Here is a 23,903-nt window from a genome sequence, read left to right as displayed (position 1 = left end):
GCTGGCTTGCCACTTTCTCATATGCGCGCCCTGGAATGTGGCCATTGAGACGGGATTACCTGCGCACCCCGGAGCTAAACGGTGCGGTGCCGATTGCAGGCGCGCCGGGAGCGGGCGCGCTACTCACGCGAGGCCCGGTGTTGCTCCAGGTGGGGACTGCATTTGTCGTGCCTACCGACGGCCAATAATACGATCCCACTGACGGAGCGGTGACTGTTCCAATGGAGGCTCCGGATTGTCCATAAGTTGTTCCGGATTGCGCCAGGACCGCTGTGCTCGAGAGAGCAAGTGCGGTTGCCAGTGCTATTGTCGCAGGTTTCATGATCGGTGCTTTCTCATCATTTTAATAATAGATAGGCACCAACCAAACCGTCCGCGATCACGCTTGTTTCAATTTGGCGCGAACGGCGGGCGGAGCTACCGGAGTCGTCGGTGAAACGATGCAGGCGTGCGGCGAACCGGTCAGGCCAAGAGGCCGCCGCCGTCGATCGCCAGAGTCTGGCCGGTCACGAAGGTCTGTCGCATCAGGTAGAGATAGCCCTCGGCAATCTCCTGCGCGTCGGCGACATGCCCCACAGGCAGGCGCCGAGCTTCCGAAGCATATAGCTGTTCCCGCGCTTCATCCGGCATCTCACGCCAAAGCGGTGTCTTGACGACGCCGGGGGAGACGATGTTGACGCGTACCGGTGCCAGTTCCAGCGCCAAGGCTCGTGTCAGCCCCTCCATCGCCCCGCAGATACTCGCCGCGACAGACCACCCCGGTCCCGGCCTTGCCCCCGCAACGCCGGATGTGAACACGATCGAGCCGCCGGTTCGGATCCGGCGGTGTCCCCATCGGGCCGCCATGAACGCGCCCCAATAGCGCAGCTCGAAAAAGCGACGGGCGCTGGCGATGTCCGCTTCCGCCAGCGGCGAGAGCTTCAGCGACTCGCCGGCGGTATAGACGAGATGGTCAAAAGGCCCGACAGCGTCAAAAAAAGCCTCGATATCGGTGGCGTTCGAGAGGTCGAGCACGTGTCCTTCCGCGCCGGCAGGAAGCATCGTGAGCGCCCGCTTGACCCGTGCGCCGTCGCGGGAGGCGACCAGCACCCGGGCGCCCTCCGTTGCCGCGGCTTCCGCGACCGCCAGGCCGATACCCGATGTTCCCCCGAGAACGATGATCCGTTTGTCCTTCAATGTCATGGCAGCCTCCTTTTGCGAGAGGCTCATTTTCCATGGCGGCGGCCATTGACGCAAACGCATCCGAGTCCATACAAAGATGACTAGGAGTCACTATCGATGTTCGATGCACGGTTGCTCTCCGGTGTCGGTGTGATGATCGCCGTGGTCGAAGCCGGCAGCTTCATTCGGGCGGCCGACGCACTCGGCCTCACTCCGTCCGGCGTGAGCCGGGCCATCGCGCGGCTGGAGATGCGGATCGGCATCAGGCTATTCGACCGCAACCCACGCGCCGTCGTCCTCACCGAGGAGGGCCGGCGTTTCCATGCCCAGGTTGCACCGCTGCTGAGCGGGATAGCAGAGGCGGCAGAAGAAGCGGCCGGTGCGAGCGCTGCGGTTCGCGGCCGTCTCAAGCTCAACCTCGATCCGTGGTTCGCCCGCATCGTTCTGGCACCTCGCCTGCCCGAGCTGACAACCCGCTATCCCGAGCTCTCATTGGAGCTCCTGGTCAGCAACCATCGCGAGGATATGATGGCCGGCGGCGTCGACCTCGCGCTGCGCTTCGGGCCGCCCGACCCATCGGCGCTGATCGCGCGAAGGATTCTCGAAACGCGCATCATAACCTGCGCGTCTCCGGGCTATCTCGCGCGCCGGGGGACGCCCAAAGTCCCGCAAGACGTCGCCAATCACGAAACGCTGCTGTTCCGAGACCCGCAATCCGGGCGGCCCTTCAACTGGGAGTTTCATCGGCGGAAAAACGTCGTCGAGATTCCCGTCGACGGGCGCGTCGTGATGGACGATCCCTCGGCAGCGTTGGCAGCCTGCGAAGCCGGGCAGGGTTTATTCCAAAGCTTCGAACTGGGCCTGGCCCAGTGGCTCGCGAGCGGGAAGCTCGTGCAGGTCCTGGGCGAATGGTCGGACGAGCGTTTCCCGTTGTATGCCTATTATCCCTCGCGCCGGCAGGCGCCGGCCAAGCTGCGCGCATTTCTCGAATTCATTCACCGGATCGCCGCGAACGCTTAAGTCTGAAGTCTGATTTGTTCCCCTTGGCAGCCGTTCATCGGCATCGTCGCCTATGCCTGTTCGACGGAAATTCCGGTGGCGATGCTCGACGCCAAGTACAAACGGGCGCGCGGGGCGGGGCTGCTGTAATGCGTCGAATTTGATCACAAAAGAGGATGCTGATCGGCTATTTTTCCTCGGTCGACGCTATGCCTCCATTGAGAAGCAGCCTTGGAAGACTTTCGTAGTATCCGCGAACCTCGATCCTGATTCTCTTGGCGTCCTGCATTACCGGGTGTTCAATCTTCAGGGGGGCACCGGGAAAGATAAATCTGTCCGTCATGGCGTCCACCAGGCGCTCATTCCCGGCGATGTCGACGACATAGGTCTTGATGCTCTGGATGTGGGTAATCTCGGGTTCATCCTCCGCAAGCTCCAGAAAAAGCGCAGGCCCTTCGTGCCATCGAATATCGGTCTGAACACGATCCGAACCCGATGCCCCGACCAAGACTCGCCCATAGGAGGTGGGCCCGCCGTCGGGGGTCTCTTGAAAAAGCATTCTTGGACAAGAACCCTCCTGAGATCCAAATTGCATCGTAATCTGTGATGGATCGAATTGCCGAAGTTTGATTTCCTTTCCTTCCGCCACCGCGGCCGAGAGCCGCACGCGCGGCCCGTAAGTATAGGGGGTGAGTGAAGGTGCCGGTGTGGGCTTCTTGAACGCATCCAATGTTTTTTTGAATAAGATTCTTCCTTTTTCGTCCTTCAGGACGATCGGTTTGGGATACCGCTTGATCTGTTCCCAATATTTCAGTCTCTCAGCCTCGGTTGGCGGGTCACTGAGCATATCCGACGGACGCAACTCGATCTGCAACGGGACCACGACCGTCTCGTTCGATTGCAACATTCCAATGGGAAACGTCAGTTCAAACGGTGTCCAGTCCTTGTCATCATCCGGAAACCGCAACCGATCTGAGTCAATCTGGCCGCCCCTTACCGCGGAAATCGGCATCACCTTTCCTTGAACATTCTCCAGCACGGCAACCTGAACGAAGAGAGTCCGCGGCCACAAGTAGATCAACCCGCTCCGCTCCGGGACGCAAACATTACCGCTCGTGTACAGAAACAAGAAATCGGGAGGCCAGCCCGCTCGGGCAAAATATCGCATCGCCGACACGGTAATGTTTTCTAGTGCTACGCGTTGTTGGTTGGCGATGATCCGCGGCGCGCCCGTCGGCAAAATTCCGGCGGCGATCCCGAGTGATTTTTTCGCAACGAGATTCCGGAGTCGCGTGATGTTGCCCGCGTAGTTCTCCAGATCATCAGCGGTCACTGCGCGCCACAAGATAACAGTACTGAGCAGATCAACCGGACTCTCATCAGACGCCACTTCATTCGCGTAAGACATCGAGTAGTTCGGAGCAAACTGGTTAGTGTTTTGCACGGCGAGGTAGGCGTCTATATCCGGAAAGGTGATCGTCTCCTCGCCGTTGTATAATTTCAGGTGGCCCAGCGATTTCCGGAAATGCTCTTCCGATTGGTCGCCGCTCGATGAATTTGTCGAACTCTGAAGGTAGCTGGAAATCTGCCTTGGGCCGGAGTCGTCCAAATAAGACCCGAAGCGATTCAAGAGCAGGGAAAGCTCATCGTAGACCTTGGTCTTCAACACATAGGGCTTGTTACCGACGAGCTTCGCGAGGTTACCAACGATGTTGCCGGCGAGCAGCAACGAGGTGCTCGTCGAATCAAGCCATACATACCTGATCCGCAACGCCCTGGCCGGATCGGCTTCATCGGAACAAACCGCGGAGGGTATCTGAACGGTTTGCGATCCACTGCCGGTGTTGAGTACCGAGACATTGCAGTTGCCCTGCGTGACGGTGATCCCGCCTGGTTTCTGTTGAGCGGCTACGTTCCCGACCGGCAAGACCAGGCAGAGGTGGAGCACTACCAGCTGCCATCCTCGGATCATGTGTCTCTCCCATCGGGAAATGTCAGCGCTCGACGACGGCATTGCCGCAACCGGTCGAAAGAACGCTTGAGTTAGAGTTTCCCTGGGTTACGGTGATGTTGCCCTCTTTGGAAGAGCACCCGCCGGCGGAGTGAGCTAGAAACGCGGTTAGAGAACCTGCGGCGGCGAGCCCCAAGACTCCGAAGATCATGACGCTGATAGCGCGGTTGGCCTGCGCTCGCGATAGCTTCTGGGCAAGCTTGGAAATCAAAATGTCGCGAAACAAAAATATGACGATTAGTAAAATTACACCGCCAGCCCCAGCGAATTCACCAACTATTGTAAGCGTTTCTGCGCTCATCGAGCCGACGTCTCGGGCAGAGGAAACATCCACAGTAGCATGCATCTCGGGATTGCGAAAGCCTCCGCATTCACTCCGCGGAAGAGATTTGGACGGCGCGAGTGCGTTAATGATCCGCGCGGCATGAAGCCTACCGCCGACTTCCGAAGTGGGTCAAAAAATGACCTCGGCCCGCGCAATCAGGAGGTCCGCTTTGGCCCGGTGAACGGATATCGCCAATCCGACTTCTCGGCTCTCGAAAGTGCCGACAAGAGTGATGGGCTTACAAAGCCTATCGTCATCCACTTCGTAGATTGCGCACCTTACAGCGCTTGCCGCGCGCCAAGGCCGACCATGAATCGTTCCCGGATCTGCACGGGATCGCGCCGGGTGGCGCCGACGCCGGGCTTGTCGTCGATGCGCACGCCGATCAGCGTCGGACCGGAGGCGGTCAGCGACTGATCGATCAGGCGCTCGAAATCTTCCTCGTCGGCGGCCCAGGCGCTGTTCGCAAGGCCGCAGCCGATCGCGATCGCCACGAGGTCGGAGACGGCGGCGGCCGGCGTCGGCTGCGCGCCGGTGATCTGGTAGACGCCGTTGTCCATCACCACCATGGTGAGGTTGTCGGGCTTCAGCGTCGCGATCGTCGACAGGCACCCCATCTGCATCAACAGCGAGCCGTCGCCCTCCAGCGCGAACACGCGGCGCTTCGGCTGCGCCAGCGCCACGCCGAGCGCGATCGGAAACGCCAGCCCCATGCTGCCCAGCATATAGAAGTTCTGCGGCCGATGGCCGGCGGCCCAGAGGTCGAAATTGGTGTTGCCGATGCCGCCGACCACGGCTTCCTCGTTCTTCAGCTTTGCCACCAGGCGCGAGGTGAGATCGAACCGGTTCATCACCTTGGTGTTGCGAGCGGGGGTCGTGCTTGCGATGTTCATGGCCGATCTCACTTGTCGAACACTTTGCCGCCGGTCAAGAGCGGGTTGAGGATCAGCGCGACCGGCGCCTGCGTGGTGATGGCCTGCTTGATCGAGCGGTCGACGATGAATTCGAATTCGTCGAGCCGGGTGCAGGTGTGGTACTCGATCGCCAGCGATTCCAGCACCGGCCGCATGGTGCGGCAGACCAGCGCCTGCCCGTAGTTGAATTCGCCAAGCGTGCCGCGTTCCGAGACGAACATGATCAGCGGAATCTGGCTCGGGACCACCAGCGACGCCAGCACGTTGGCGAGCGTGGCAAATCCACTGGTCTGCATCAGCACCGCGCCCTTCATGCCGGCCATCCAGGCGCCGGAGACGATGCCGACGGCTTCTTCCTCGCGCGCGGTGGGAAAGGTGGTGAAGAACGGGTCGGCGTGAATGTTCCTGATCAGCGTGGTCAGCACGCGGTCGGGCACGTAGGGCACCAGCCGGATGTCGTTGCGCTTGAGCGTCTGCAACACCACGTCGTGCCAGCTCTTCTCCTGCGAGGCCTTTTGCTGGGCGCTTTTGGGTGAGGTTTGTTCCGCGGCTACCGCCATCGAAGTCTCCGTGTGCGCGACGATCCCTGTTCGCGATACCATCGCCGCAGGGCGCCGAAACTTGACGCGATCCCCGGGATTGTCAACATGTCCCGATCGTGGCTGTGACCTGCGCCGGATGGCGATGCCATGGGCCAGCCCAGATGCGATAATGAAGCAACAAGAATACCGGGAGGCGGGAGGGATGGCTTTGCGCAGGTGGTCATGGGGTGAGCGGGTCCGGCGGGCCGCCATTCTGGCGGCATCCGCAGCTGCGATCGCGGGCGGCCCGGCATTCGCCCAGTCGCCATTCCCGTCGCGGCCCGTGCATATTTTCGTGCCCTATGCCGCCGGCGGCGCGGTCGATATCCTCGCGCGCACGCTGGGAGATGCGGTTTCCAGGCAATGGGGGCAGGGCGTGGTGGTCGAGAACCGGCCCGGCGCGGGCGGTGTGATCGCCTCGCAAGCGCTGGCGACTTCGGCGCCCGACGGATACACCCTGATCGTCGTCGCTAGCGGCCATCCGACCAATTCGTTTCTCTACGCCAACCTTCCCTACGACACGTTCAAGGATTTCACGCCGATCTCTCTGTTGGCTTCTTCGCCCAATATCCTGCTGGTGCGCGCGGATTCGCCGTTCAAGACGATGGCTGACCTGATCGCGGCGGCACGCGCCAAGCCGGGAACACTGACCTTCGGTAACGCCGGGCCGGGAACCTCGACGCACCTGGCCGGTGAGCTCCTGAAGAATCTCGCCAGGATCGACATCAGCGCGATTTCCTACAAAGGCGGCGCGCCGGCGATCAACGATCTCTTGGGCGGGCAGATCACGATGTCGTTCAACAACGGGCCGGAATCCGTCGGTCAGCTTTCGGCCGGCACCGTCCGCGCGCTCGGGGTCACGACCGCCAAGCGGGCCTCGTTCCTGCCCGACGTGCCCAGCATCAGCGAAACCGTGCCGGGCTACGACACCGAAGTGTGGTGGGGCCTGCTCGGGCCGGCCAACATGCCGCCCGATGTAGTTGCAAAGCTCTCGCATGATTTCGTCGCGGCGCTGAACACGGATTCGGTGAAGGAGCGGCTGAACAAGCTCGGCGCATTGCCGATCGGCAGCACGCGAGAGGTCTTCGACGCCAAGATTCACGCCGATTACGACAAATGGGGGCCGATCATCAGGGCCGCCGGCATCAAGGCCGAATGATGCGGCGGAGCGAGCGCGCCAGCGTTTGAAATCGAACCAAGCCGATGGCCACATCTGTTCCGTGGCAACCTTCTGGAGATCAGCATGTCCCGACTTACCGTCTATCTCGCGCGCCTCATCGGTCTCTTCATCGTGTTGCTGATTGCCGATTTGCTGTTGCACGGCAGCGCCGTGGTCGAAAGCGGGATGGCCGACAAGCCGCTGATGTTCACCTATGGCGTCATCAGCCTTGGCCTCGGTCTTGCGCTGGTGCTCGGGCACAATGTGTGGTCGGGCGGCGCGTTGCCGGTGGTGGTCACGCTGGTCGGATGGCTGATCCTGGCCAAGGGGCTGCTGCTGCTGTATCTGCCGCCGGAAACGCTGACCGGGATGTATGCCGGGATACATTTTAGCGAGCATCTTTTTCTCTATGTCGTGCCCTCGCTCCTGATCGGCCTCTATCTGACCTGGGCCGGCTTCACCGCGCCGGCCGCGCGCTCCTCATAGCTTCGGGACTTGCCGCACGTGGAACCACCGATGATTCCGGCCTGCCTGCCGCCGCGCGACGTCAGCCGGCCGAAACGCCCGCCACCGCCAGGCGCCTGCGATACGCACGCCCATGTATTTGGGCCCGCCGCGAAGTTTCCCTACGCGGCCGACCGCAGCTACACGCCGCCGGACGCGCCGCTCGACAAATATCTCGGCATGCTCGACGCCATCGGATTTGCGCGCGGCGTGCTGGTGCAGGGCAGCGCGCATGGCCACGACAATGCCGCGATGCTCGATGCGCTGGCGCAGCGGCCGGAGCGTTTGCGTGGTGTCGCGGTGGCCGATGGCGAGGTTTCGCCCGAAACCTTGCGCGAATGGAACCGGATCGGCGTCCGCGGCTTGCGCTTCAATCATTTCTTTCGCGACGGCCAATTGCATTATCGCGGCGGCGTGCCGCTCGCCGCGGCCAAACGGCTTGCGCCCGTCATGGAAGAACTCGGCTGGCATCTGCAGCTCTGGATCGACGTCAAGGATTTGCCGGACACGATCCCGGAATTGAAATCGCTGGGCCTGCCGGTGGTGATCGACCATATGGGCCGCACCGATGCGCGCGCAGGGACGGCAACGGCCGGCTTCCAGAGCCTGTTGCGCGCGGTCGGCGACGGCTGGTGCTGGGCAAAACTCTCCGGCGCCCACAGGATTTCCCGTCAGGCTCCCGATTATCCCGACGCGCGGCCGTTTCATGAAGCTCTCGTCGCGGCCAATCCCGAGCGGCTGGTGTGGGGCGGCGACTGGCCGCATCCGCGCATCGAGGGCGAGATGCCCGATGCCGGGCATCTGTTCGAACTGTTTCAGATGTGGACGCCGGATGGGGCGACGCAACACCGCATCCTCGTCACCAATCCCGCCAATCTCTATGGTTTCCCGAACTGAAAGTCCCTCAATGAGCGTCAACAACAAGCGCGTGTTCTACGTCAAATATCTCTCCAATCCGATCTATGCCGAGATCCTGCAGGCCCGGCCCGACGTGCGACTCGACCGACTCGAGAATGAAAGCCCCGACGAGGTCGCGGCTCCAATTCTGGCCGCCGCGCACGCCTATCAGGTCGGCGCCGCGCGCGATGAACTCGCGCCGCACTTTCACGTCCATGCCGACCTGTTGCGCCGCGCGCCGAACCTGCTGATCGTCTCCTCCAACGGCGCGGGCTTTGATCCCGTCGATGTCGAGGCCTGCACGGCGGCGGGCGTGGTGGTGGTCAACCAGTCCGGCGGCAATGCGCAGTCGGTCGCCGAGCACGCGCTCGGCATGCTCTTGACCTTGTCGAAACGCATCATCCAGGCCGACCGCGCGCTGCGGCGCGACGCCAACGTCAACCGCAACGAATTGATGGGCACCGAAGTGCACGGCAAGACCGTCGGCATCGTCGGGCTGGGCAATGTCGGCCGCCGCATCGCCGCGCTCTGCCGCGGCCTGCTCGGCATGAACGTGCTGGCCTACGATCCCTATCTGTCGGCGACCGAAATGGCCGAGCGCGGCGGGGAGAACGTCACGCTCGACGAATTGCTGCGCCGCTCGGACTATGTGTCGATCAACTGTCCGTTGACCAGGGAGAGCCGCGGCATGATCGGCGCGCGCGAATTCGCCAGCATGCAGAAGCATGCCTATTTCATCACCACGGCGCGCGGCTTCATTCATGACGAGGCGGCGCTGCTGGAGGCGCTACGCAACAAGCAGATCGCCGGCGCCGGCCTCGACGTCTGGTCCAAGGAGCCGCCGCCGCCGCAGCATCCGTTGCTGCAATTCGACAACGTGCTGGCGAGCCCGCATACCGCGGGCGTGACCAAGGAGGCGCGCGAGAACATGGGCCGGATCGCCGCCGAGCAGATGCTGGACGCGCTCGATGGCAAGCGTCCGCCGCGCATCATCAACCCGGAAGTCTGGCCCGACTATGTCAGGCGTTTTGAGCGGACGTTTGGATTTGCGCCGGGATAGCGGTTGCGGCCGCTATTATATTGACTATGACTTTTGAAGTTATATGTTGAATGGGTGATGCTGGCTTCGGCCGGTTGCTGCACTCCATTCCTTCTTTGGACCATCAGGATCATTCGATGCCGGCGGGTTCCGACCGCTATTGTCCCATGGCGCGATCGCTGGATATTATCGGCGATCGCTGGACGATGTTGATGCTGCGTGATCTTGCGCTGGATGGTCCGCGTAAATTCCAGGATTTTGAGCAATCGCTGTCCGGGATCAGTCCCAATACGCTTTCGTCGCGGCTGAAGACGCTGGAGGACAACGGGATCGTCGAACGGCGCTTCTATTCCGATCATCCGCCGCGGGCGGAATACGTGCTGACTGCCAAGGGCACGGAGCTCAGGCCGGTGCTTCGCGCGCTCAAAGCATGGGGCGAGAAGTATACCCGCCCGTGATGGGCATCTCTCCGCTCAAGCCGCTTCCGCTGCCTCGACACGCGCGCGCCTTGCCGCAATCCCGCCCGAGAACGGTTTCCAGATCGCAACGATGGTCGTCACCAGCAACAGGACCAGGATGGTTGCGCCGTAAGGTCCCGTCCGCGCGATATTGTCGAGAAATTGCGGCGCCAGCTGACCGTGCTCGGCGGACCACCGCGCCCACTGCGTCGCCGCGTCTGTGGCGGGCGTCAGCGCGAAAATCGAGATCGACAAGATCGCGATGCTGAGACCGAACTTGATCCAGGCCCAAACCGGCACGCGCCATCCGTAGCGCAGCAGCACCAGCAGGATTCCCGTCGCCATCATCAACAGGAAGCCGGTCTGGATCAGGCTGTGGCTGGACGCAGTGATGAGGTTGCGTCCAACCGAGAGGAGGTGCAGGTCCGTGCCGCGCGTTTGCCGGTCGATGATGAGGTTGGCGAAGATCGTCCCGACGCACAGCGCGAGGCCGATGAAATGAAACAACAGAGTGGCCCGTACAAATTGTTGCCTGATGCTAACGGTCTTCATGGACGTGACCCCTCTGTCGTCATCATTCGGGATAGCGCGCGAAGTAACATGGGACGGGCTTTAGTCTAGGATATCCGGCTATAAACTATTATTTGAGAAGTCACTATTATTTTAGTAGTAATGATCAAGAGGGAGGGCGCTGGCGCTGATTGCCGGCGGCGCGTTCCTCGGCGGCATCACGTTCGGCCGTTACGGCCGGCTCGCGCTATGGTACCGGCGTGCCGTGAGCCCGCTCGCCGACCCCGAAGCTGTCCCGCGCGGATGAGGGCGACGATCCTCTTGTCGCGATAGAAGATTCCAGCTGCGGTTGGTTTCGGCACGGCAACAAAACCACTGTCTGAAACGGATCGGACGACAGGCACGTTGCTATTTTCGATGCGCCCTCGACACGCCTTTGGGCCAGTCCCATTTTGATGGTGGGCACTTGGCTGAGCGATGTTTCCGCCGGCTCCAGAGGAAATCGAGACCATGCGACACCTGCGATCATTGCTGCGATCGGCGCCTGCCAAGGTCCGCCGCCGCCTTGCCGAGATCGTCGCCATTGCGGCGGCGAGCCTGCCGGCCGTCGGCGCGTAGCTCCAGCCGTTACGCCAGCGCTTCTGCTGCGGCCTGCGCGTCCGGAACCACGTCGTGGTCATAGAGCCGCCTGCGGAAGGCGGCATGGGCCGATATCTCCGCGTCCCTGACACCCAGATCCGAATAGGCGGAATCATAGCGCAGCCCGTTCTCGCGCGCGCCGCGCTGGACTTGCGCCACCCGCTCCCGGCGTAGCCGCTCATAGGCTGTTAGCGCCGATGGCGCGGTCGCGCGGTCTGCCCGCGCCAATATGGTGGCAAGCGCGATGCCGTCCTCGATCGATTGATTGGCGCCTTGTCCGAGATGCGGCAGCATCGGATGGGCGGCATCGCCGAGCAGGCTCAGCCGTTGCCTGGTCCAGACCGGCAGCGGCTCGCGGTCATAGAGCGCCCAGCGGAAGGTGAGCTGAACCTCTTTCAGCAATTGCCCGATGCGCGGATCCCAGCCCGCAAACGCCGCCCTGAGAACGTCGGGATCGCCGGGCGCCGACCAGGATTCCTTCATCTCCTCGTCGGTCGGCACGAAGCCGACATAGTTGATCAGCTGTCCCGCGCGCACGGGAAAGGCGAGGAAGTGGCGGCCTTGGCCGAGCCACATCTGCCAGCGGTCGACAGGCCAATCCGCCACGCGCTCATGCGCCACCAGCCCGCGATAGGCGACCGATCCCGAAAACACCGGTTGGGATGAGGCGAACACATAAGGCCGCAGCTCGGAATGGATGCCATCGGCGGCGATGACGATATCGGCCTCGACCGAAACGCCGTTGGCGAATGAAACGCGTGCGATGTCGCTGTCCTGTTCAAAACCCGTGCAGCGATGCCCGGCATGGACGGTGCCGGCGGGCAGGTGAGCCGCCAGCATTGCCACGAGATCGGCGCGGTGCATGCCGAAGGTGGCATTCCAGCCCGACGAATCCGTCACCTGGACCGGCGCGATCGGCGCGCCGTCGTGGCGGAAATAGCGCGACTCCTTGCCGACGCGGGCTCCCCATTTCTCGACTTCCGGCCCCAATCCGATCCGCTGCAGATGCCGCACGCTGTTGGGGGTGAGAAACACGCCGGCCCCGATCTCGCCGATCGCGGGCGCCTGTTCGTAGACCGCAACCCGCACGCCTTGCGCCTTGAGCGCGTTGGCCGCGAACAAACCTCCGATTCCGCCGCCCACGATCGCGACATTCAGACGGGATTGCACCATTCAACTCCTGTTCGCGCGGGGCTTAAAAAAATCCGGTTACGCCGTTGTATCCTCACACAGTCCGGGGCACTTTGACATCAGGCAAGGTACGACCGTCAAGAAATCAGGGAAGGAAGCTCATGCCACGCCTGCGCAGCCGGTGCCTGGTTTTGCTTGGCCGATATGCCGCCGTGCCGGCGCTGTTGTTAGCGATATACGCGCTGGCCGTCACGGCAGCGCGTGCGCAAGATTATCCCGATCGCGCCGTCAGGATCATCGTGCCCTTTGCGGCCGGCGGCACCGCCGACGCCGTTCCGCGGCTGGTCGCAGACTTCCTGTCGCGCAAATGGGGCCAGCCGGTCATCATCGAGAACCGCACCGGGGCCGGCGGCAATATCGGCGCCGAATTCGTCTATCATGCGCCGCCCGACGGCTACACGCTGCTGGCCTCGCCGCCGCCGCCGCTGGTGATCAACCAGAATATCTATCCGAACCTCGGCTTCGACCCCGCCAAATTCGAGCCGGTCATCGTCATGGCCCATGTGCCGAACGCGCTGATCGTCAACCCAAAGAGCATCAAGGCATCGAGTGTGGCCGAACTGATCGATTACCTACGCAAAAACCCCGACAAGGTGACGGCCGCTACCCAGGGTAACGGCACGACGTCCCATCTGACCGCCGAACTTTTCCAAGCCATGGCCAAGGTAAAGCTGCGCGCCATTCCCTATCGCGGCTCGGCGCCCGCGCTGCAGGGCCTGCTCGCCGGCGATGTCGACCTGATGTTCGACAATCTCGGGTCATCCTTGCCGCTCGTCGAGGCCGGCAATCTCAAGCTGCTGGCGGTAGCCTCGAGCCAGCGCCTGCCGTCGCTGCCCGATGTGCCGACAATCGCGGAAACATTGCCCGGCTTCGAGGCGGTGGCCTGGTATGCGATCGGGGCGCCGCCGGGCACACCGAAGGATATCACCGGCAAGATCAACGCCGACGTCAACGACGCGCTGCGCCAGCCGGACATCCGGGATCGTCTCAAGAAAATGTCGGCGGAAACCTTCGGCGGCTCCCCCGAGAAGGCCGCGACCTACATGCGCGAAGAGGTCGAGCGCTGGGGCAGTGTGATCAAGGAGGCGGATATCAAGCTGCAATAGGGTGGAAGGCCGACTTCCACATGCGGCTTTAATGGGGTGCCGGCACTGGGTCGTCGAATTTCGCTGCACGTCCTTTGTCTGGAGGGATCATTGCCTACTATCATTTTCGTTCACGGCACATTCGCAGCCGGGCCAGAGAGAGGCGATCAGTGGTGGCAGCTCGGTTCACCTTTCGAGACCCAGCTTCGGGAGAGCGTCGCGGCCAGAAAAGGCAGCCTCACGTTCCTACGGTTGCGCTGGGACGGCCGCAATACCGAAAATTCCAGGCGAAAATCAGCGGCAGCGTTGCTTGAACGTTGCCAGCAGCTTGAATCCAGAGGCGAGCATTATGTCCTTATCGGCCACTCTCATGGCGGTTCCATCATAAGCAACGCCCTGCTCCTTGCCTGCCAATCAAAGCAGCCGTTGCCCAACATGCGCAAGGCAATCACCGTAGGAACTCCCTTTCTTCATCTTTCAGGGACAAGCGCGTTGGCGCAGATATGGCTTCCGATTCTAATCATAATTCTGTTTCTCGGCTTTATCGGCGGCCTTACTATTTCCGCGACCACCCCCGGCGCGTTTCTCAATCGCCAGCTCATCTCCCTGGATGCAGGCTTCAGGAACATCGATCCAGTGCCCCCAATCCTGGGATGCGGTGCTCATGCGGAGGCGTTCTCCAAAGCGATAGGCGGACTCGGGGACCGAGAGCAAACACCGCAGGATTCCGAGGCCCGGAAGAAGCTGTGCGACGAGCAGGCGAGGGCTGACGATGCGGCCCGGTCGCATGCCAAGTTCAAGTCGCGTTCGATGAGCATCATTTTCAGCACTTACCTGTTGGCCGTCGCTTTTGGGGTGTGGTTCGCGGGCAAGCTCTTCGTTGAAGAGCGTGCAAAGGCGGACGGGACGATCACCCCCGCCAACATTCGCCTTGCACGTGAGCTGTTCGAGTCCAGGTGGCTCGGTTTTGCTCATACGCTCGATGAGGCGGTCGGAGGATTGTCGCGCGCGACGTCGCTCAGACCTGCGTCCTCCTTCTTGATACCGAGAATCCTGACGAGAACGTCGGACCTGTTTTCCGTTCTTTCCGCGGTACTGTTTGTCTTCTTGGGCGTGATTTGGATGGTGCTTTTTTCGGCAGCCAGTCAGCTGCAACCCGCGTTTTCTTCCGAATATCTCATCGCTCTCGGTTCCGCCGCAATAAACTCGCCGGAGCGGGCCGCGAAAATCGGACTAGCGATAGCAATCATCTTCGCAGCCGGCATCTTGGCACTGCGCGGTCTCCGCCGGCTGATGAGGGCGAGCTTTGCCTGGGCCGGAAATCAAGTCGATCAGCGCATTCAGGGGCTGCTGCTCGGCTTGGACCGTCCAGGTCAAAAAATTACCGCTATTTCCAGCAGGCCAATGTGGTCTCGGCACGCGCCCCTGCCGATGCCGGACGACGTTACCACCCAACTTAGTGTCTTCGATGATTCACAGTCGCTTGTGGTGGTTCATTCGTTGCGTCGCGAACTCTGCGCGGCAATGGATGCCAGCAATACGGCGGTCGTTCCGAATTTTTCCGATGCCATCGCGGCATTCGAGTTGACCCACACATCGTACTTCAATTCGTCGCTCTTCAGAAAACTCATTTTTGTCGCCTTGACCGAACAATCTGATTTTGAAGCGACTTCTGTCCTGAGCAATGATACGGAATTCGATAGGTTGAGAGAGTGGGTGAAATCATCTCGAGGGCCACAAGCGTCCGTCGCGACGGACCGGGCAGCAGGTATAGCGACCGGGGATCCGCATTCAGCGTGAAGCGTTTCTATTGTCCCCGGAACCGGAACCTGCCGGCCGATCCGAGCGACAGCCCGAACACCCCGTCGAAGCGCGGCTTGTCGCGATGCCATCCGAGGCCAGCGTCGTATTCGTTGCAGAGAACCTGCCGGAGCGGAGTCTCGGCACCCCCGAAAGCTTCGATCCGCGGGACGATCGAGGTGAGCCAATCAGGGATCGCCTCGGCCTCCCAAGCGCCCGCTATGCGCCCCAGTGGCTCGCCGCGGTGTCGGCCGCCTCCAGCACGGCCGCACGCCATTCGCGCTTCACCGGCAGGATCGGGGGCATCGGCGCCTGCTCCGGCTCGGCAGTGGGCGCCGCGATCGAGTGGATGTTTTCGGTTCGCGAAGCCCTGCGCATGAAGAGGTTGTAGATCATCCATTGCGCGCGATGCCGTTTTCCCCACAGCGGGAAGCGATCGGCGATCGAGGACGCCGAATAAAATCCCTCATAGGCGCCGCGCTGGCCGATGCGAAGTTCATCCGGCGACATTCCCGCGGGGCGGTAAACGACATGGCCCTGGTCGTACTTCGTCCAGTCGAACGACACGATGCGTCCGGCCTTCTTCATTTCGTACCAGGTCAGCGTGCCCGGATAGGGCGTCAGCACCGAATAGGCGCAGGCGTCGTAGTTCGCCGCGATGTTGAATTGCACGGTTTCGTCGAACACCGACGTATCGTCGCCGTCGAATCCGAACATGAACAGGCCGAACACCATGATGCCGTAGGAGTGAACCTTCTCCACCAGCGCCATGAAGTTCTCGGGACGGTTGACGTGCTTGTGCACGCTTTTCAGCGTCTCGCGCGAGATCGATTCGAACCCGATGCTCAGCATGGTGCAGCCGCTTTCGGCCGCAAGCTCCAGCATGCGGTCGTCCTGCGCCAGCTTGGAGGTGACGCCGGCCTGCCATTGCAGGCCGCGGCCCCTGAGCGCGCGCATCACTTCCTTGGGCCGTTCGGGGGTGCCGAAGAAATCCGCATCGTTGATCGAGATGGTGCGGGCGCCGCAATTCTCCATCTCATGGATGACCTCGTCCACGGGACGATAGCGGAACTTGAGGCCGTTCATCAGCGGCTCGGCGCAGAAGGTGCAACCCTGATGGCAGCCGCGCGACGTCTGCACGAAGGTCTTGTTGACGTAGCGGTGTTTCTTGAGCAGGTCATAGCGCGGCATCGGCATGCCGACCATGGAATGCAGCTTTTCGGACTTGTAGATTCCACACATCGCGCCGTGCCTGAGATCGTCGAGCAGCCGGTCGATGACGAGTTCGACTTCCCCGACCACGACGGCGTCGCAATGCTGCAAGGCTTCCTGCGCCATGAAGCTCGGATGGACGCCGCCCATGGCTACCGGAATGCCCCGGGCGCGGAACTGGTCGGCAATTTCATATCCGCGGTTGACGTAGCTCGTCATCGCGGAAATTCCGACCAGATCGGCTTTCAGATCGAAGTCGATGGTCTCGATATTCTCGTCGGTCAGCACGACCTCGTACTGGTCTTGCGGAATGCACGCGGCTACCGCCAGCAAGCCGGCCAGCGGGGAGTAGAGCGCGCGATTGAGGTAGATGGGACGGGTCGTCAGCGAGTCGGTCTTGGGATTGATGAGGTGGATGATGCGCGTGGGCACGAGAACCTCCTGTTGCAGGACAGGGTGCACGCTCCAACGTGATTACGCCCAGGAAGATTCTCAAGGGCTGTCCCGTCGCCCGGCTCGGGGTTCCGCACGGCGCTATGTCGGTGACCGTACAGCCAGCGAGGTTCCGCGACGGAGAGGCAGCGTCGTGGTCAAGGACGGCTGTCGCGGCTCAGGCAGCGATCGGCTCCGGTGGGCAGGACAGCCCGAGGCTGTCGGCAACCGCCTTGTTGGTGATGCGGCCGCGGTGAACGTTCAGGCCGGCGCGCAAATAGGGATTTTGCTCGACGGCGGCAAAACCAAGCCGCGCAATCTCCAGGCCAAACGGCAGCGTGGCGTTGTTCAGCGCATGGCTCGAAGTCAGCGGCACCGCGCCGGGCATGTTGGCCACGCAATAATGGATGATGCCGTCGACCACATAAGTCGGATCGGCATGCGTGGTGGGATGCGAGGTCTCGAAACAGCCGCCCTGGTCGATGGCAACATCCACCAGCACCGAACCCTGCCGCATCGACCTCAGCATTTTTCGGGTGACGAGCTTTGGCGCGCTGGCGCCGGGGACGAGAACGGCGCCGATCACGGCATCGGCTGAAAATACCTCTTCTTCGATCGCTTCCGTGGTCGGGAAGCGGGTGCGTACTCGCCCCGAGAACAGTTCATCGAGCTCGCGCAGCCGCGGCAGCGAGCGGTCGAGTACCGTGACTTCGGCGCCGAGGCCTGCCGCCATCCGCGCCGCATGGGTGCCGACCACCCCGCCGCCGAGCACGACGACGCGGGCCGGCGCCACGCCCGGCACGCCGCCGAGCAGGATGCCGCGGCCGCCCGCACTGCGCTTCAACGCCTCGCCCGCGGCCTCGATCGAAAGCCGTCCCGCCACCTCGCTCATCGGCGCAAGCAGGGGCAGGTGACCATTGGCGTCCGTGACGGTTTCATAGGCGATGGCGGTGCAGCCCGATTCCATCAGGCCGCGCGCCTGCTCCGGGTCCGGCGCCAGATGCAGATAGGTGAAGAGAATCTGGCCCTCGCGCAGCTGGATCCATTCGCGCGCCTGCGGTTCCTTCACCTTCACGATCATGTCGCTGGTGGCAAAGACCTCCGCCGCGGTGTCGGCGATGACGGCGCCGGCCTTGCGGTAGACCTCATCGGTCGCGCCGATCCCCGCGCCCGCGTTGGTCTCGACCGCGACACTGTGGCCGGCCGCGACATATTCGCGAACCGCGGCCGGGGTGAGGCCGACGCGGTATTCCTGAACCTTGATTTCCCTGGGCACTCCGACGCGCATGGCTCGACACTCCCTGGCTTCAAGCCCTTCCCTCAATATGTAGGGCAGATTCGGGTTTGGAAACTTGCGATCTTCGTGCATTAATGCGGCGTATTGCCGGAAATCTTCATCATTTTTCCGTTACGCGCAGGAATCCAAATCAATGAAGCTCGATGCCATCGATATCACCATCCTCGCGGAACTATCAGGCAATGCCCGGGCAAGCCAGGTCGACCTCGCCGGTCGGGTCGGGTTGTCGAGCACCGCGATCGCGCGCCGGCAAAAGGCGCTGGAGGAAGCGGGCTTCATCCGCGGCTATCAGGCCGTGCTGGATTTGACCCGCTTCGGGCTTGCCACCACCGTCCTGGTCCGGGTCACGCTCGATAGCCAGAACGATGCCGCGCTGAAATCGTTCGAGGCCGCCGTCATCAATTGTCCGTCGGTGGTCCGGTGTTTCCTGATGTCGGGCAGCGACGACTACATCGTCATCGTGATGGCGCGCGACATCGAGGATTTCGAGCGCATTCACCGCACCGAACTGTCGCGCCTGCCGCGGGTGGCGCGGATCCAGTCGAGCTTTGCCATGCGCGAGGTGGTGAACCGCGCGGTGCCGCCGGTGGTGTTCGCGGGATCGCGCAAAGCCCGCGCCGGCCACGCCGCGGGATAGCCGGGTGCGATCTGGTTGCTCCCACGGCCGGCTTCGCCTAATTAGAGAAGGATGCGTGAGAACAACCTGATAGAGCGACGCTTTTCCGTCGCCCCGATGATGGACTGGACCGACCGGCATTGCCGCGTCTTCCATCGCCTGATGACGCGCCGCGCCCGGCTCTACACGGAGATGCTCACGACCGGGGCCATCCTGCATGGCGATCGCGGGCGGCTGCTCGGTTTCGATACGCGCGAACATCCGGTCGCGCTGCAGCTTGGCGGCTCGGAGGCGCGCGACCTCGCAACGGCTGCGAAGATCGGCGAGGAGTTTGGCTATGACGAGATCAACCTCAATGTCGGCTGTCCGTCGGACCGGGTGAAGGACGGCCGCTTCGGCGCCTGCCTGATGGCGGAGCCGGCGCTGGTCGCGCGCGGCGTCGAGGCCATGAAGCGCGCGGTTGGCATTCCCGTCACCGTCAAGTGCCGGCTCGGCATCGACGATCAGGATCCCGAAATCGCGCTGGATACGCTGGCGCGCGCGGTGGTCGCGGCTGGGGCCGATGCGCTGATCGTGCACGCCCGAAAAGCTTGGCTCAACGGATTGTCGCCGAAGGAAAATCGCGACATTCCGCCGCTCGATTACAACAGGGTCTATCGGCTGAAGGCCGCCCAGCCCGGCGTGCCCGTCGTCATCAATGGCGGCATCGCAAGCCTGGCCGAGGCGAAAGCCCATATGGCGCATGTCGATGGCGTGATGCTGGGACGCGCGGCCTATCAGGAGCCGTGGCGGCTATTGTCCGCCGATTCCGAACTATTCGGCGAAGCTGCGCCGCATGCGAGCATGAAAGACGTGTTCGCGGCGATGATGCCCTATATCGAGGACGAACTCGGCCGCGGCACGCGGCTGCATTCGATCACGCGGCATTTCGTCGGCGCGTTTCACGGCGTGCCCGGCGCGCGCGCGTTCCGCCGCCACCTCGCCGAGAACGGCGTCAGGCCGGGCGCCGGCGCGAGCGTGCTGCGCGACGCGATCGCGCTGGTCGAAGAGCGGGCGGCAGATTCCATCGCTGCATGATATTTTTCGTCATGGCCGGGTCCAGCCCGGGCATGACGAGTTCTATTGCGACCGGACCAGATCGTGCTGTGGATCGGCTACGCCACCGACCCGCGCGTCAACGCCCGCAGCAGCAATGTCGTCACTCCACAAGCGCCAAATCGATTTCACTTGCAGCCGGATTGGCCGATTACCCGCCCGATGGTATGCTCCCTGCAACTTTTGAAGGAGGCTGCGATGACTGAAGCCAAACTCGCTCCGAACCTGCCGGGCTGGATGCTCGAGCATGCGAACCGCTATATTGCCAGCGGGGGAACCGACGGGCACATCTACAAGGCAACCGTGCCGGGGCGAGGGGAGATCACGGCGCCGTCACTGTTGCTGACCACCACCGGCCGCAAGTCCGGCGACAAGTTCATATTCCCGCTGTTTTACGGAACGGACGGCGGCAGTTACTTCGTCGTCGCCTCAAAGGGAGGCGCGCCCGAACACCCGGGGTGGTATCGCAATATTCTCGCGAACCCCGACGTCGAAGTACAAGTCGGCACCAAGAAGATGAACGCGCGGGCCAGGACGGCGGCGGGCGAGGAACGCCTCCGACTTTGGAAAAAGGCGCTCGAATTTTGGCCGCCCTACGCCGACTATCAGCTCAAGACCGACCGCGAGATACCGGTCGTCGTGTTGGATCCCGTTCATTAGGACGCAACGATCCCGGTGATTCCGGCTTCGCTACGCCGTCTGATGCCGCTTCAGGAAGGTGCGCGCGCGGTTGATGGTGCGCGCTTTCAGCTCCGGCGGCTCCTTCCAGGGGAACACCGTGATCTCGGCATTCGGGCAGAGCGAGGCGACATCGATCGAAGCCACCAGCGGATGCGCGTCGACGTCGTCAGGCAGCACCAGCATCGACGTCTGGCATGATTTCGCGAAATCGCGCGATACGCTGTACACGAAATCCGGCCGCACGCGATAAAGGTTGTGCAGATATTTCTCGATGGTCTCCATCGAGACGTCGCTCCGGCGCTCGCGCAGCTCCTTCGCCCAGACAGTCTTGCCGGCGTCGTACATGTAATCCGGGACCCTCGGGTTGTGCCCGACCGGCTGGCTCAATATCGCCGCAACGATGCGCTGCGGTGCCTTCTCCATCAACTTCATCGCGAACGGGCCGCCGATGCAGTTGCCGAAGAAGAAGAACCTGTCGATGCCGAGATGATCCATCACGCCCAGCTGGTCGTCGGCAAACGCGCTCCAGGGATCGTCTGATGGCACCGGTCCGGTGGACTCGCCGCCCGTGGCGTTGCGCTGGTCCATGGTGATCACGCGGAAGTCACCCTTGAACTCCTCCGGAATGTTGATCACCGCACGCGACCAAACGGCCATGCAGGAATTCAAGCCGCCGCCGGGCGTCGCCAGCAGCGGGAAGCCTGAGCCGATCTCGGCGTAGCGGATGCGGACATTGCCCTTCTCGTAGAAGCCGACCTTGGCGCCGTCAGGCAATCCCGGAACCGCCCCCGCCGGCTGTGCCTGAGCTTGTGTCTGGGCGAACACTTGGCCCACTGCGCTTGCCGCCGCGGCGGCAGCACCGCTTGCAAGAACGGTGCGTCGGCTCGAATCGATCATCGGTTCCTCCCTTGTCTTGCACGCGGTCCGTGCGGCCGGCGCCCAGCATTTCCCGGCCCTTCCCGGCACTTGGGCCGTCGCAACGGGCCTAAGGATATTTTGAGCGCTATGTACCACAGATCAGGAGGTTGGGCGCTGCAATCGCGGCCGACGTCGCCGATCCGGCGCAGGGCATCATTCGTAGCGCAGGCTGAAGTCGCCATGGACCCCGTCGCGGCGCTGCCGACGGGCGATGGCGAGCTGGTGGCCGGCGGGAGCTTTGCCGCTCAAGCTGCAGCTATCGAACGTTTTTTCAATATTGGGTTAACCGTTTAACCGTAAATAGGTACCGTCAGAATCGCTAATCTAACGAAGGGCCTATGATGCGACACCTCAGTGTCTACCAACGATTTGGCTTGATCATCGCGGTTCTAACCATCGTCTTCGTTGCCGCGCTTTTTGCCCAGGTGATGGTTCTTCGCGATACCGTATTCGAGGAGCGTCGAACCAAGGTGTTCGATATGGTCCAGGCGGCGAAGAAGATTCTCCTGACCTATGACGAGAAAGCCAAAGCCGGCAAGATTTCTCCGGAGGACGCACGGCGTCTTGCCTTCGATGCGATCGGCGCCATGCGCTGGGGCCAATCCGGCGACTACCTCGGAATCTACGATGCCGGGGGCAAGAATGCCGGCGTTACCTACGTGCATGCCAACCCTAAATACATCAATGTCAATCGCTGGGACTACCGGGATAACAAGGGTCAGCTGCTGATCCAAAGTATCATCGGCCAGGCGCGTGCCGGCGGTGGCTTCCTCGTATACGAGGTGCCAAAAGCAACCGGCGGGCCGGAGTTGCCGAAGCTGACCTATGCCGGAGGGTATGGTGAGGGCGATCAGATGCTTGCCATCCAGGCAGGCGTCTACACCGACGATGTCGACGCGGTGGTGTTCGCCCGGGCTGTCTGGATCGCGCTCGGAGGATTGGGCGGCTTGCTCATTGCCGGGATGGCCGCCTTCATCCTTGGTCGCGGCCTGGTTCGTCCGCTTGGCAAAATATGCGGCACCATGGATGATCTGGCCAAGGGCGACCTGAACGTCGAGGTCCCGTTCGTCGAGCATCGCAACGAGATCGGCCACATTGCGCGCAGCCTTTCTGTGTTCAAGGATCGATTGATTGACGCCGAACGCCTCCGTACCGAGCGGGAAGAGGCGGCAGCTCGCGCCGTTGCGGAGCGCAAGGTGGCTATGAACCAGATCGCGAGCGTGTTCGAGAAGAGCGTCGGCTCGATTGTCGCCGGCGCGGCTTCATCAGCTGCCGAAATGCAGCGCTCGGCGCAGTCGCTGTCGTCAATTGCAATGGAGACGACGCGACGGAGCTCGACCGTCGCCTCAGCCGCACAGCAGACCACTGGAAATGTGCAGACCGTGGCTGCCGCAGCCGAGGAACTGTCGAAATCCAGCCAGGAAATCTCCCGTCAGATTGACCACTCGGCATCGATCGCGCAAAGCGCGGTTGCTCAGGCCGATCATACCAATACGATGGTGGAAGGCTTGCTGGCGGCCACACAGAAAATTGGTGAGGTGATGGGCCTCATTCAAAACATTGCCGCTCAGACCAATCTTCTGGCCTTGAACGCGACCATCGAAGCCGCGCGAGCCGGTGACGCGGGCAGGGGCTTTGCCGTGGTGGCAAACGAGGTGAAGGCGCTGTCGACACAGACCGCCAAGGCAACAGAGGAGATCGCCGATCAGATTGAGGCGATCCGCAACGCTACCGGAACGACGGCCGAAGCCATTCGCGAGATTGGCGCCACGATCGGCCAGATCAACGATATCGCGACGAAAATTGCTTCAGCAGTCGAGCAGCAGCGTGGATCGACCAGGGAAATCGCCCACAGCGTGCAGGAGGCAGCTCAGGGGACCCAGGGGGTCATGCAAAACATTTCTGACGTGACCAAGGCCTCAGGCGAGGTGGGAGCCGCTGCCGAACTGGTCCTCAGTTCCGCGGGCGAACTCGGAAAACAGTCCGAACGCCTGAAGCAAGAGGTTGAGAGTTTTCTGACGACAGTCCGGGCGGCGTAGCCCGGCGCGATCTTAGAACAGGCATCCAGCGCCGCCGCGTTCACATTGTGTGCAACGTAAGATTTGGGGCGTTCACTCGAAGATCGCGACGGCGCGGATAGGGCTTGCGGTGCCGCCGCGGATCTTGAGAGGGAAGCCGATGAAACGGAATCGGCCGCGTCCTACCAGCTTGTCGAGATTGGCAAGGCATTCCATGTGTGTGATTCCCCGTTCGCCACATGCAAGATGAGCCTGGAAGTTCGGTTCGCCCTCAGGGGCCGGGCTCACCGCCTCCACGCCAAACATTCCGATGCCGCGGTCCGCGAGCCAATGCACGCTTTCCACCGCGAGGCCAGGAAAA

24 protein-coding genes are annotated in these 23,903 nt (G+C 62.3%); 13 read left to right on the top strand and 11 right to left on the bottom strand.

Annotation, left to right across the window (positions count from 1 at the left end):
- Positions 1-462 precede the first annotated feature (462 nt).
- The gene (locus VK804_RS29385) at positions 463-1,182 is read right to left on the bottom strand and encodes an SDR family oxidoreductase (protein ID WP_325376789.1); all 720 of its coding nucleotides are present in this window, start codon (positions 1,180-1,182) and stop codon (positions 463-465) included.
- A 96-nt stretch (positions 1,183-1,278) separates the two neighbouring features.
- Between VK804_RS29385 and VK804_RS29380 the strand changes: the two genes are divergently transcribed.
- Positions 1,279-2,181: a LysR family transcriptional regulator gene (locus tag VK804_RS29380; protein ID WP_325376787.1), complete on the top strand. Its 903-nt coding sequence runs from the start codon at positions 1,279-1,281 to the stop codon at positions 2,179-2,181.
- 9 nt (positions 2,182-2,190) lie between these two features.
- Positions 2,191-2,310: a hypothetical protein gene (locus VK804_RS33060; RefSeq protein ID WP_414642864.1), complete on the top strand. Its 120-nt coding sequence runs from the start codon at positions 2,191-2,193 to the stop codon at positions 2,308-2,310.
- A 37-nt stretch (positions 2,311-2,347) separates the two neighbouring features.
- Here the strand turns inward: VK804_RS33060 and VK804_RS29375 are convergent, their stop codons facing one another.
- From VK804_RS29375 to VK804_RS29360, 4 genes are all read right to left on the bottom strand, one after another.
- The gene (locus tag VK804_RS29375; RefSeq protein ID WP_325376785.1) at positions 2,348-4,132 is read right to left on the bottom strand and encodes a hypothetical protein; all 1,785 of its coding nucleotides are present in this window, start codon (positions 4,130-4,132) and stop codon (positions 2,348-2,350) included.
- A gap of 22 nt (positions 4,133-4,154) precedes the next feature.
- Positions 4,155-4,472 (bottom strand): hypothetical protein, encoded by a 318-nt coding sequence (locus VK804_RS29370; RefSeq protein WP_325376783.1) that lies wholly within the window; start codon positions 4,470-4,472, stop codon positions 4,155-4,157.
- A 302-nt stretch (positions 4,473-4,774) separates the two neighbouring features.
- Positions 4,775-5,389 (bottom strand): thiamine pyrophosphate-dependent enzyme, encoded by a 615-nt coding sequence (locus tag VK804_RS29365; protein ID WP_325376781.1) that lies wholly within the window; start codon positions 5,387-5,389, stop codon positions 4,775-4,777.
- A gap of 8 nt (positions 5,390-5,397) precedes the next feature.
- Positions 5,398-5,970, bottom strand: coding sequence for a decarboxylase (locus VK804_RS29360; protein WP_325376779.1), 573 nt, complete (start codon positions 5,968-5,970; stop codon positions 5,398-5,400).
- Positions 5,971-6,154: 184 nt separating this feature from the next.
- On the opposite strand from VK804_RS29360, the gene VK804_RS29355 reads away from it, so the two are divergent.
- The 5 genes from VK804_RS29355 (at position 6,155) to VK804_RS29335 (ending at position 10,048) form a co-directional block, all read left to right on the top strand.
- A complete protein-coding gene (locus VK804_RS29355; RefSeq protein WP_325376777.1) occupies positions 6,155-7,150 on the top strand; it encodes a tripartite tricarboxylate transporter substrate binding protein in 996 nt (331 codons plus the stop codon).
- An 84-nt stretch (positions 7,151-7,234) separates the two neighbouring features.
- A complete protein-coding gene (locus VK804_RS29350; protein ID WP_325376775.1) occupies positions 7,235-7,636 on the top strand; it encodes a hypothetical protein in 402 nt (133 codons plus the stop codon).
- A gap of 30 nt (positions 7,637-7,666) precedes the next feature.
- A complete protein-coding gene (locus VK804_RS29345) occupies positions 7,667-8,551 on the top strand; it encodes an amidohydrolase family protein (RefSeq protein WP_325376773.1) in 885 nt (294 codons plus the stop codon).
- 10 nt (positions 8,552-8,561) lie between these two features.
- Positions 8,562-9,611: a hydroxyacid dehydrogenase gene (locus VK804_RS29340; RefSeq protein WP_325376771.1), complete on the top strand. Its 1,050-nt coding sequence runs from the start codon at positions 8,562-8,564 to the stop codon at positions 9,609-9,611.
- Positions 9,612-9,727: 116 nt separating this feature from the next.
- Positions 9,728-10,048, top strand: coding sequence for a helix-turn-helix domain-containing protein (locus VK804_RS29335; protein WP_325376769.1), 321 nt, complete (start codon positions 9,728-9,730; stop codon positions 10,046-10,048).
- Positions 10,049-10,063: 15 nt separating this feature from the next.
- Here VK804_RS29335 and VK804_RS29330 read toward each other — a convergent pair whose 3' ends face one another.
- Both VK804_RS29330 and VK804_RS29325 read right to left on the bottom strand, forming a co-directional pair.
- Positions 10,064-10,600 (bottom strand): hypothetical protein, encoded by a 537-nt coding sequence (locus VK804_RS29330; protein WP_325376767.1) that lies wholly within the window; start codon positions 10,598-10,600, stop codon positions 10,064-10,066.
- A 585-nt stretch (positions 10,601-11,185) separates the two neighbouring features.
- Positions 11,186-12,367: an FAD-dependent monooxygenase gene (locus VK804_RS29325; RefSeq protein WP_325376765.1), complete on the bottom strand. Its 1,182-nt coding sequence runs from the start codon at positions 12,365-12,367 to the stop codon at positions 11,186-11,188.
- 122 nt (positions 12,368-12,489) lie between these two features.
- Here VK804_RS29325 and VK804_RS29320 point away from each other — a divergent pair, with 122 nt between their 5' ends.
- The gene (locus tag VK804_RS29320) at positions 12,490-13,494 is read left to right on the top strand and encodes a tripartite tricarboxylate transporter substrate binding protein (RefSeq protein WP_325376763.1); all 1,005 of its coding nucleotides are present in this window, start codon (positions 12,490-12,492) and stop codon (positions 13,492-13,494) included.
- Between the two features lie 90 nt (positions 13,495-13,584).
- Positions 13,585-15,273, top strand: coding sequence for a hypothetical protein (locus VK804_RS29315; RefSeq protein WP_325376761.1), 1,689 nt, complete (start codon positions 13,585-13,587; stop codon positions 15,271-15,273).
- Between the two features lie 219 nt (positions 15,274-15,492).
- Here VK804_RS29315 and VK804_RS29310 read toward each other — a convergent pair whose 3' ends face one another.
- Positions 15,493-16,917, bottom strand: a complete 1,425-nt coding sequence (locus VK804_RS29310) for a B12-binding domain-containing radical SAM protein (protein ID WP_325376759.1) — start codon at positions 16,915-16,917, stop codon at positions 15,493-15,495.
- A gap of 178 nt (positions 16,918-17,095) precedes the next feature.
- Positions 17,096-18,205 carry an alanine dehydrogenase gene (ald, locus tag VK804_RS29305; protein WP_325376757.1) on the bottom strand — a complete coding sequence of 370 codons (1,110 nt, stop codon included), beginning with the start codon at positions 18,203-18,205 and terminating at the stop codon, positions 17,096-17,098.
- 142 nt (positions 18,206-18,347) lie between these two features.
- Here ald and VK804_RS29300 point away from each other — a divergent pair, with 142 nt between their 5' ends.
- The 3 genes from VK804_RS29300 to VK804_RS29290 all read left to right on the top strand — a co-directional run bounded on the left by VK804_RS29300 (position 18,348) and on the right by VK804_RS29290 (position 20,585).
- Positions 18,348-18,851, top strand: a complete 504-nt coding sequence (locus VK804_RS29300) for an Lrp/AsnC family transcriptional regulator (RefSeq protein ID WP_325376755.1) — start codon at positions 18,348-18,350, stop codon at positions 18,849-18,851.
- Positions 18,852-18,902: 51 nt separating this feature from the next.
- A complete protein-coding gene (gene dusA, locus VK804_RS29295; RefSeq protein WP_325376752.1) occupies positions 18,903-19,907 on the top strand; it encodes a tRNA dihydrouridine(20/20a) synthase DusA in 1,005 nt (334 codons plus the stop codon).
- A gap of 63 nt (positions 19,908-19,970) precedes the next feature.
- Positions 19,971-20,585 carry a nitroreductase family deazaflavin-dependent oxidoreductase gene (locus tag VK804_RS29290; RefSeq protein WP_325376750.1) on the top strand — a complete coding sequence of 205 codons (615 nt, stop codon included), beginning with the start codon at positions 19,971-19,973 and terminating at the stop codon, positions 20,583-20,585.
- A gap of 30 nt (positions 20,586-20,615) precedes the next feature.
- Here VK804_RS29290 and VK804_RS29285 read toward each other — a convergent pair whose 3' ends face one another.
- Positions 20,616-21,503 carry an alpha/beta hydrolase gene (locus VK804_RS29285; protein WP_325376748.1) on the bottom strand — a complete coding sequence of 296 codons (888 nt, stop codon included), beginning with the start codon at positions 21,501-21,503 and terminating at the stop codon, positions 20,616-20,618.
- 395 nt (positions 21,504-21,898) lie between these two features.
- Here VK804_RS29285 and VK804_RS29280 point away from each other — a divergent pair, with 395 nt between their 5' ends.
- The gene (locus VK804_RS29280) at positions 21,899-23,563 is read left to right on the top strand and encodes a methyl-accepting chemotaxis protein (protein WP_325376746.1); all 1,665 of its coding nucleotides are present in this window, start codon (positions 21,899-21,901) and stop codon (positions 23,561-23,563) included.
- 72 nt (positions 23,564-23,635) lie between these two features.
- On the opposite strand, the gene VK804_RS29275 is transcribed toward VK804_RS29280, so the two are convergent.
- On the bottom strand, positions 23,636-23,903 hold a 268-nt coding region (locus VK804_RS29275), incomplete at its 5' end, for a cyclase family protein (RefSeq protein ID WP_414642863.1).

This window comes from Bradyrhizobium sp., assembly GCF_035484855.1.
Classification (GTDB): domain Bacteria; phylum Pseudomonadota; class Alphaproteobacteria; order Rhizobiales; family Xanthobacteraceae; genus Bradyrhizobium.
This window is presented reverse-complemented; position numbering and strand designations above follow the sequence as displayed.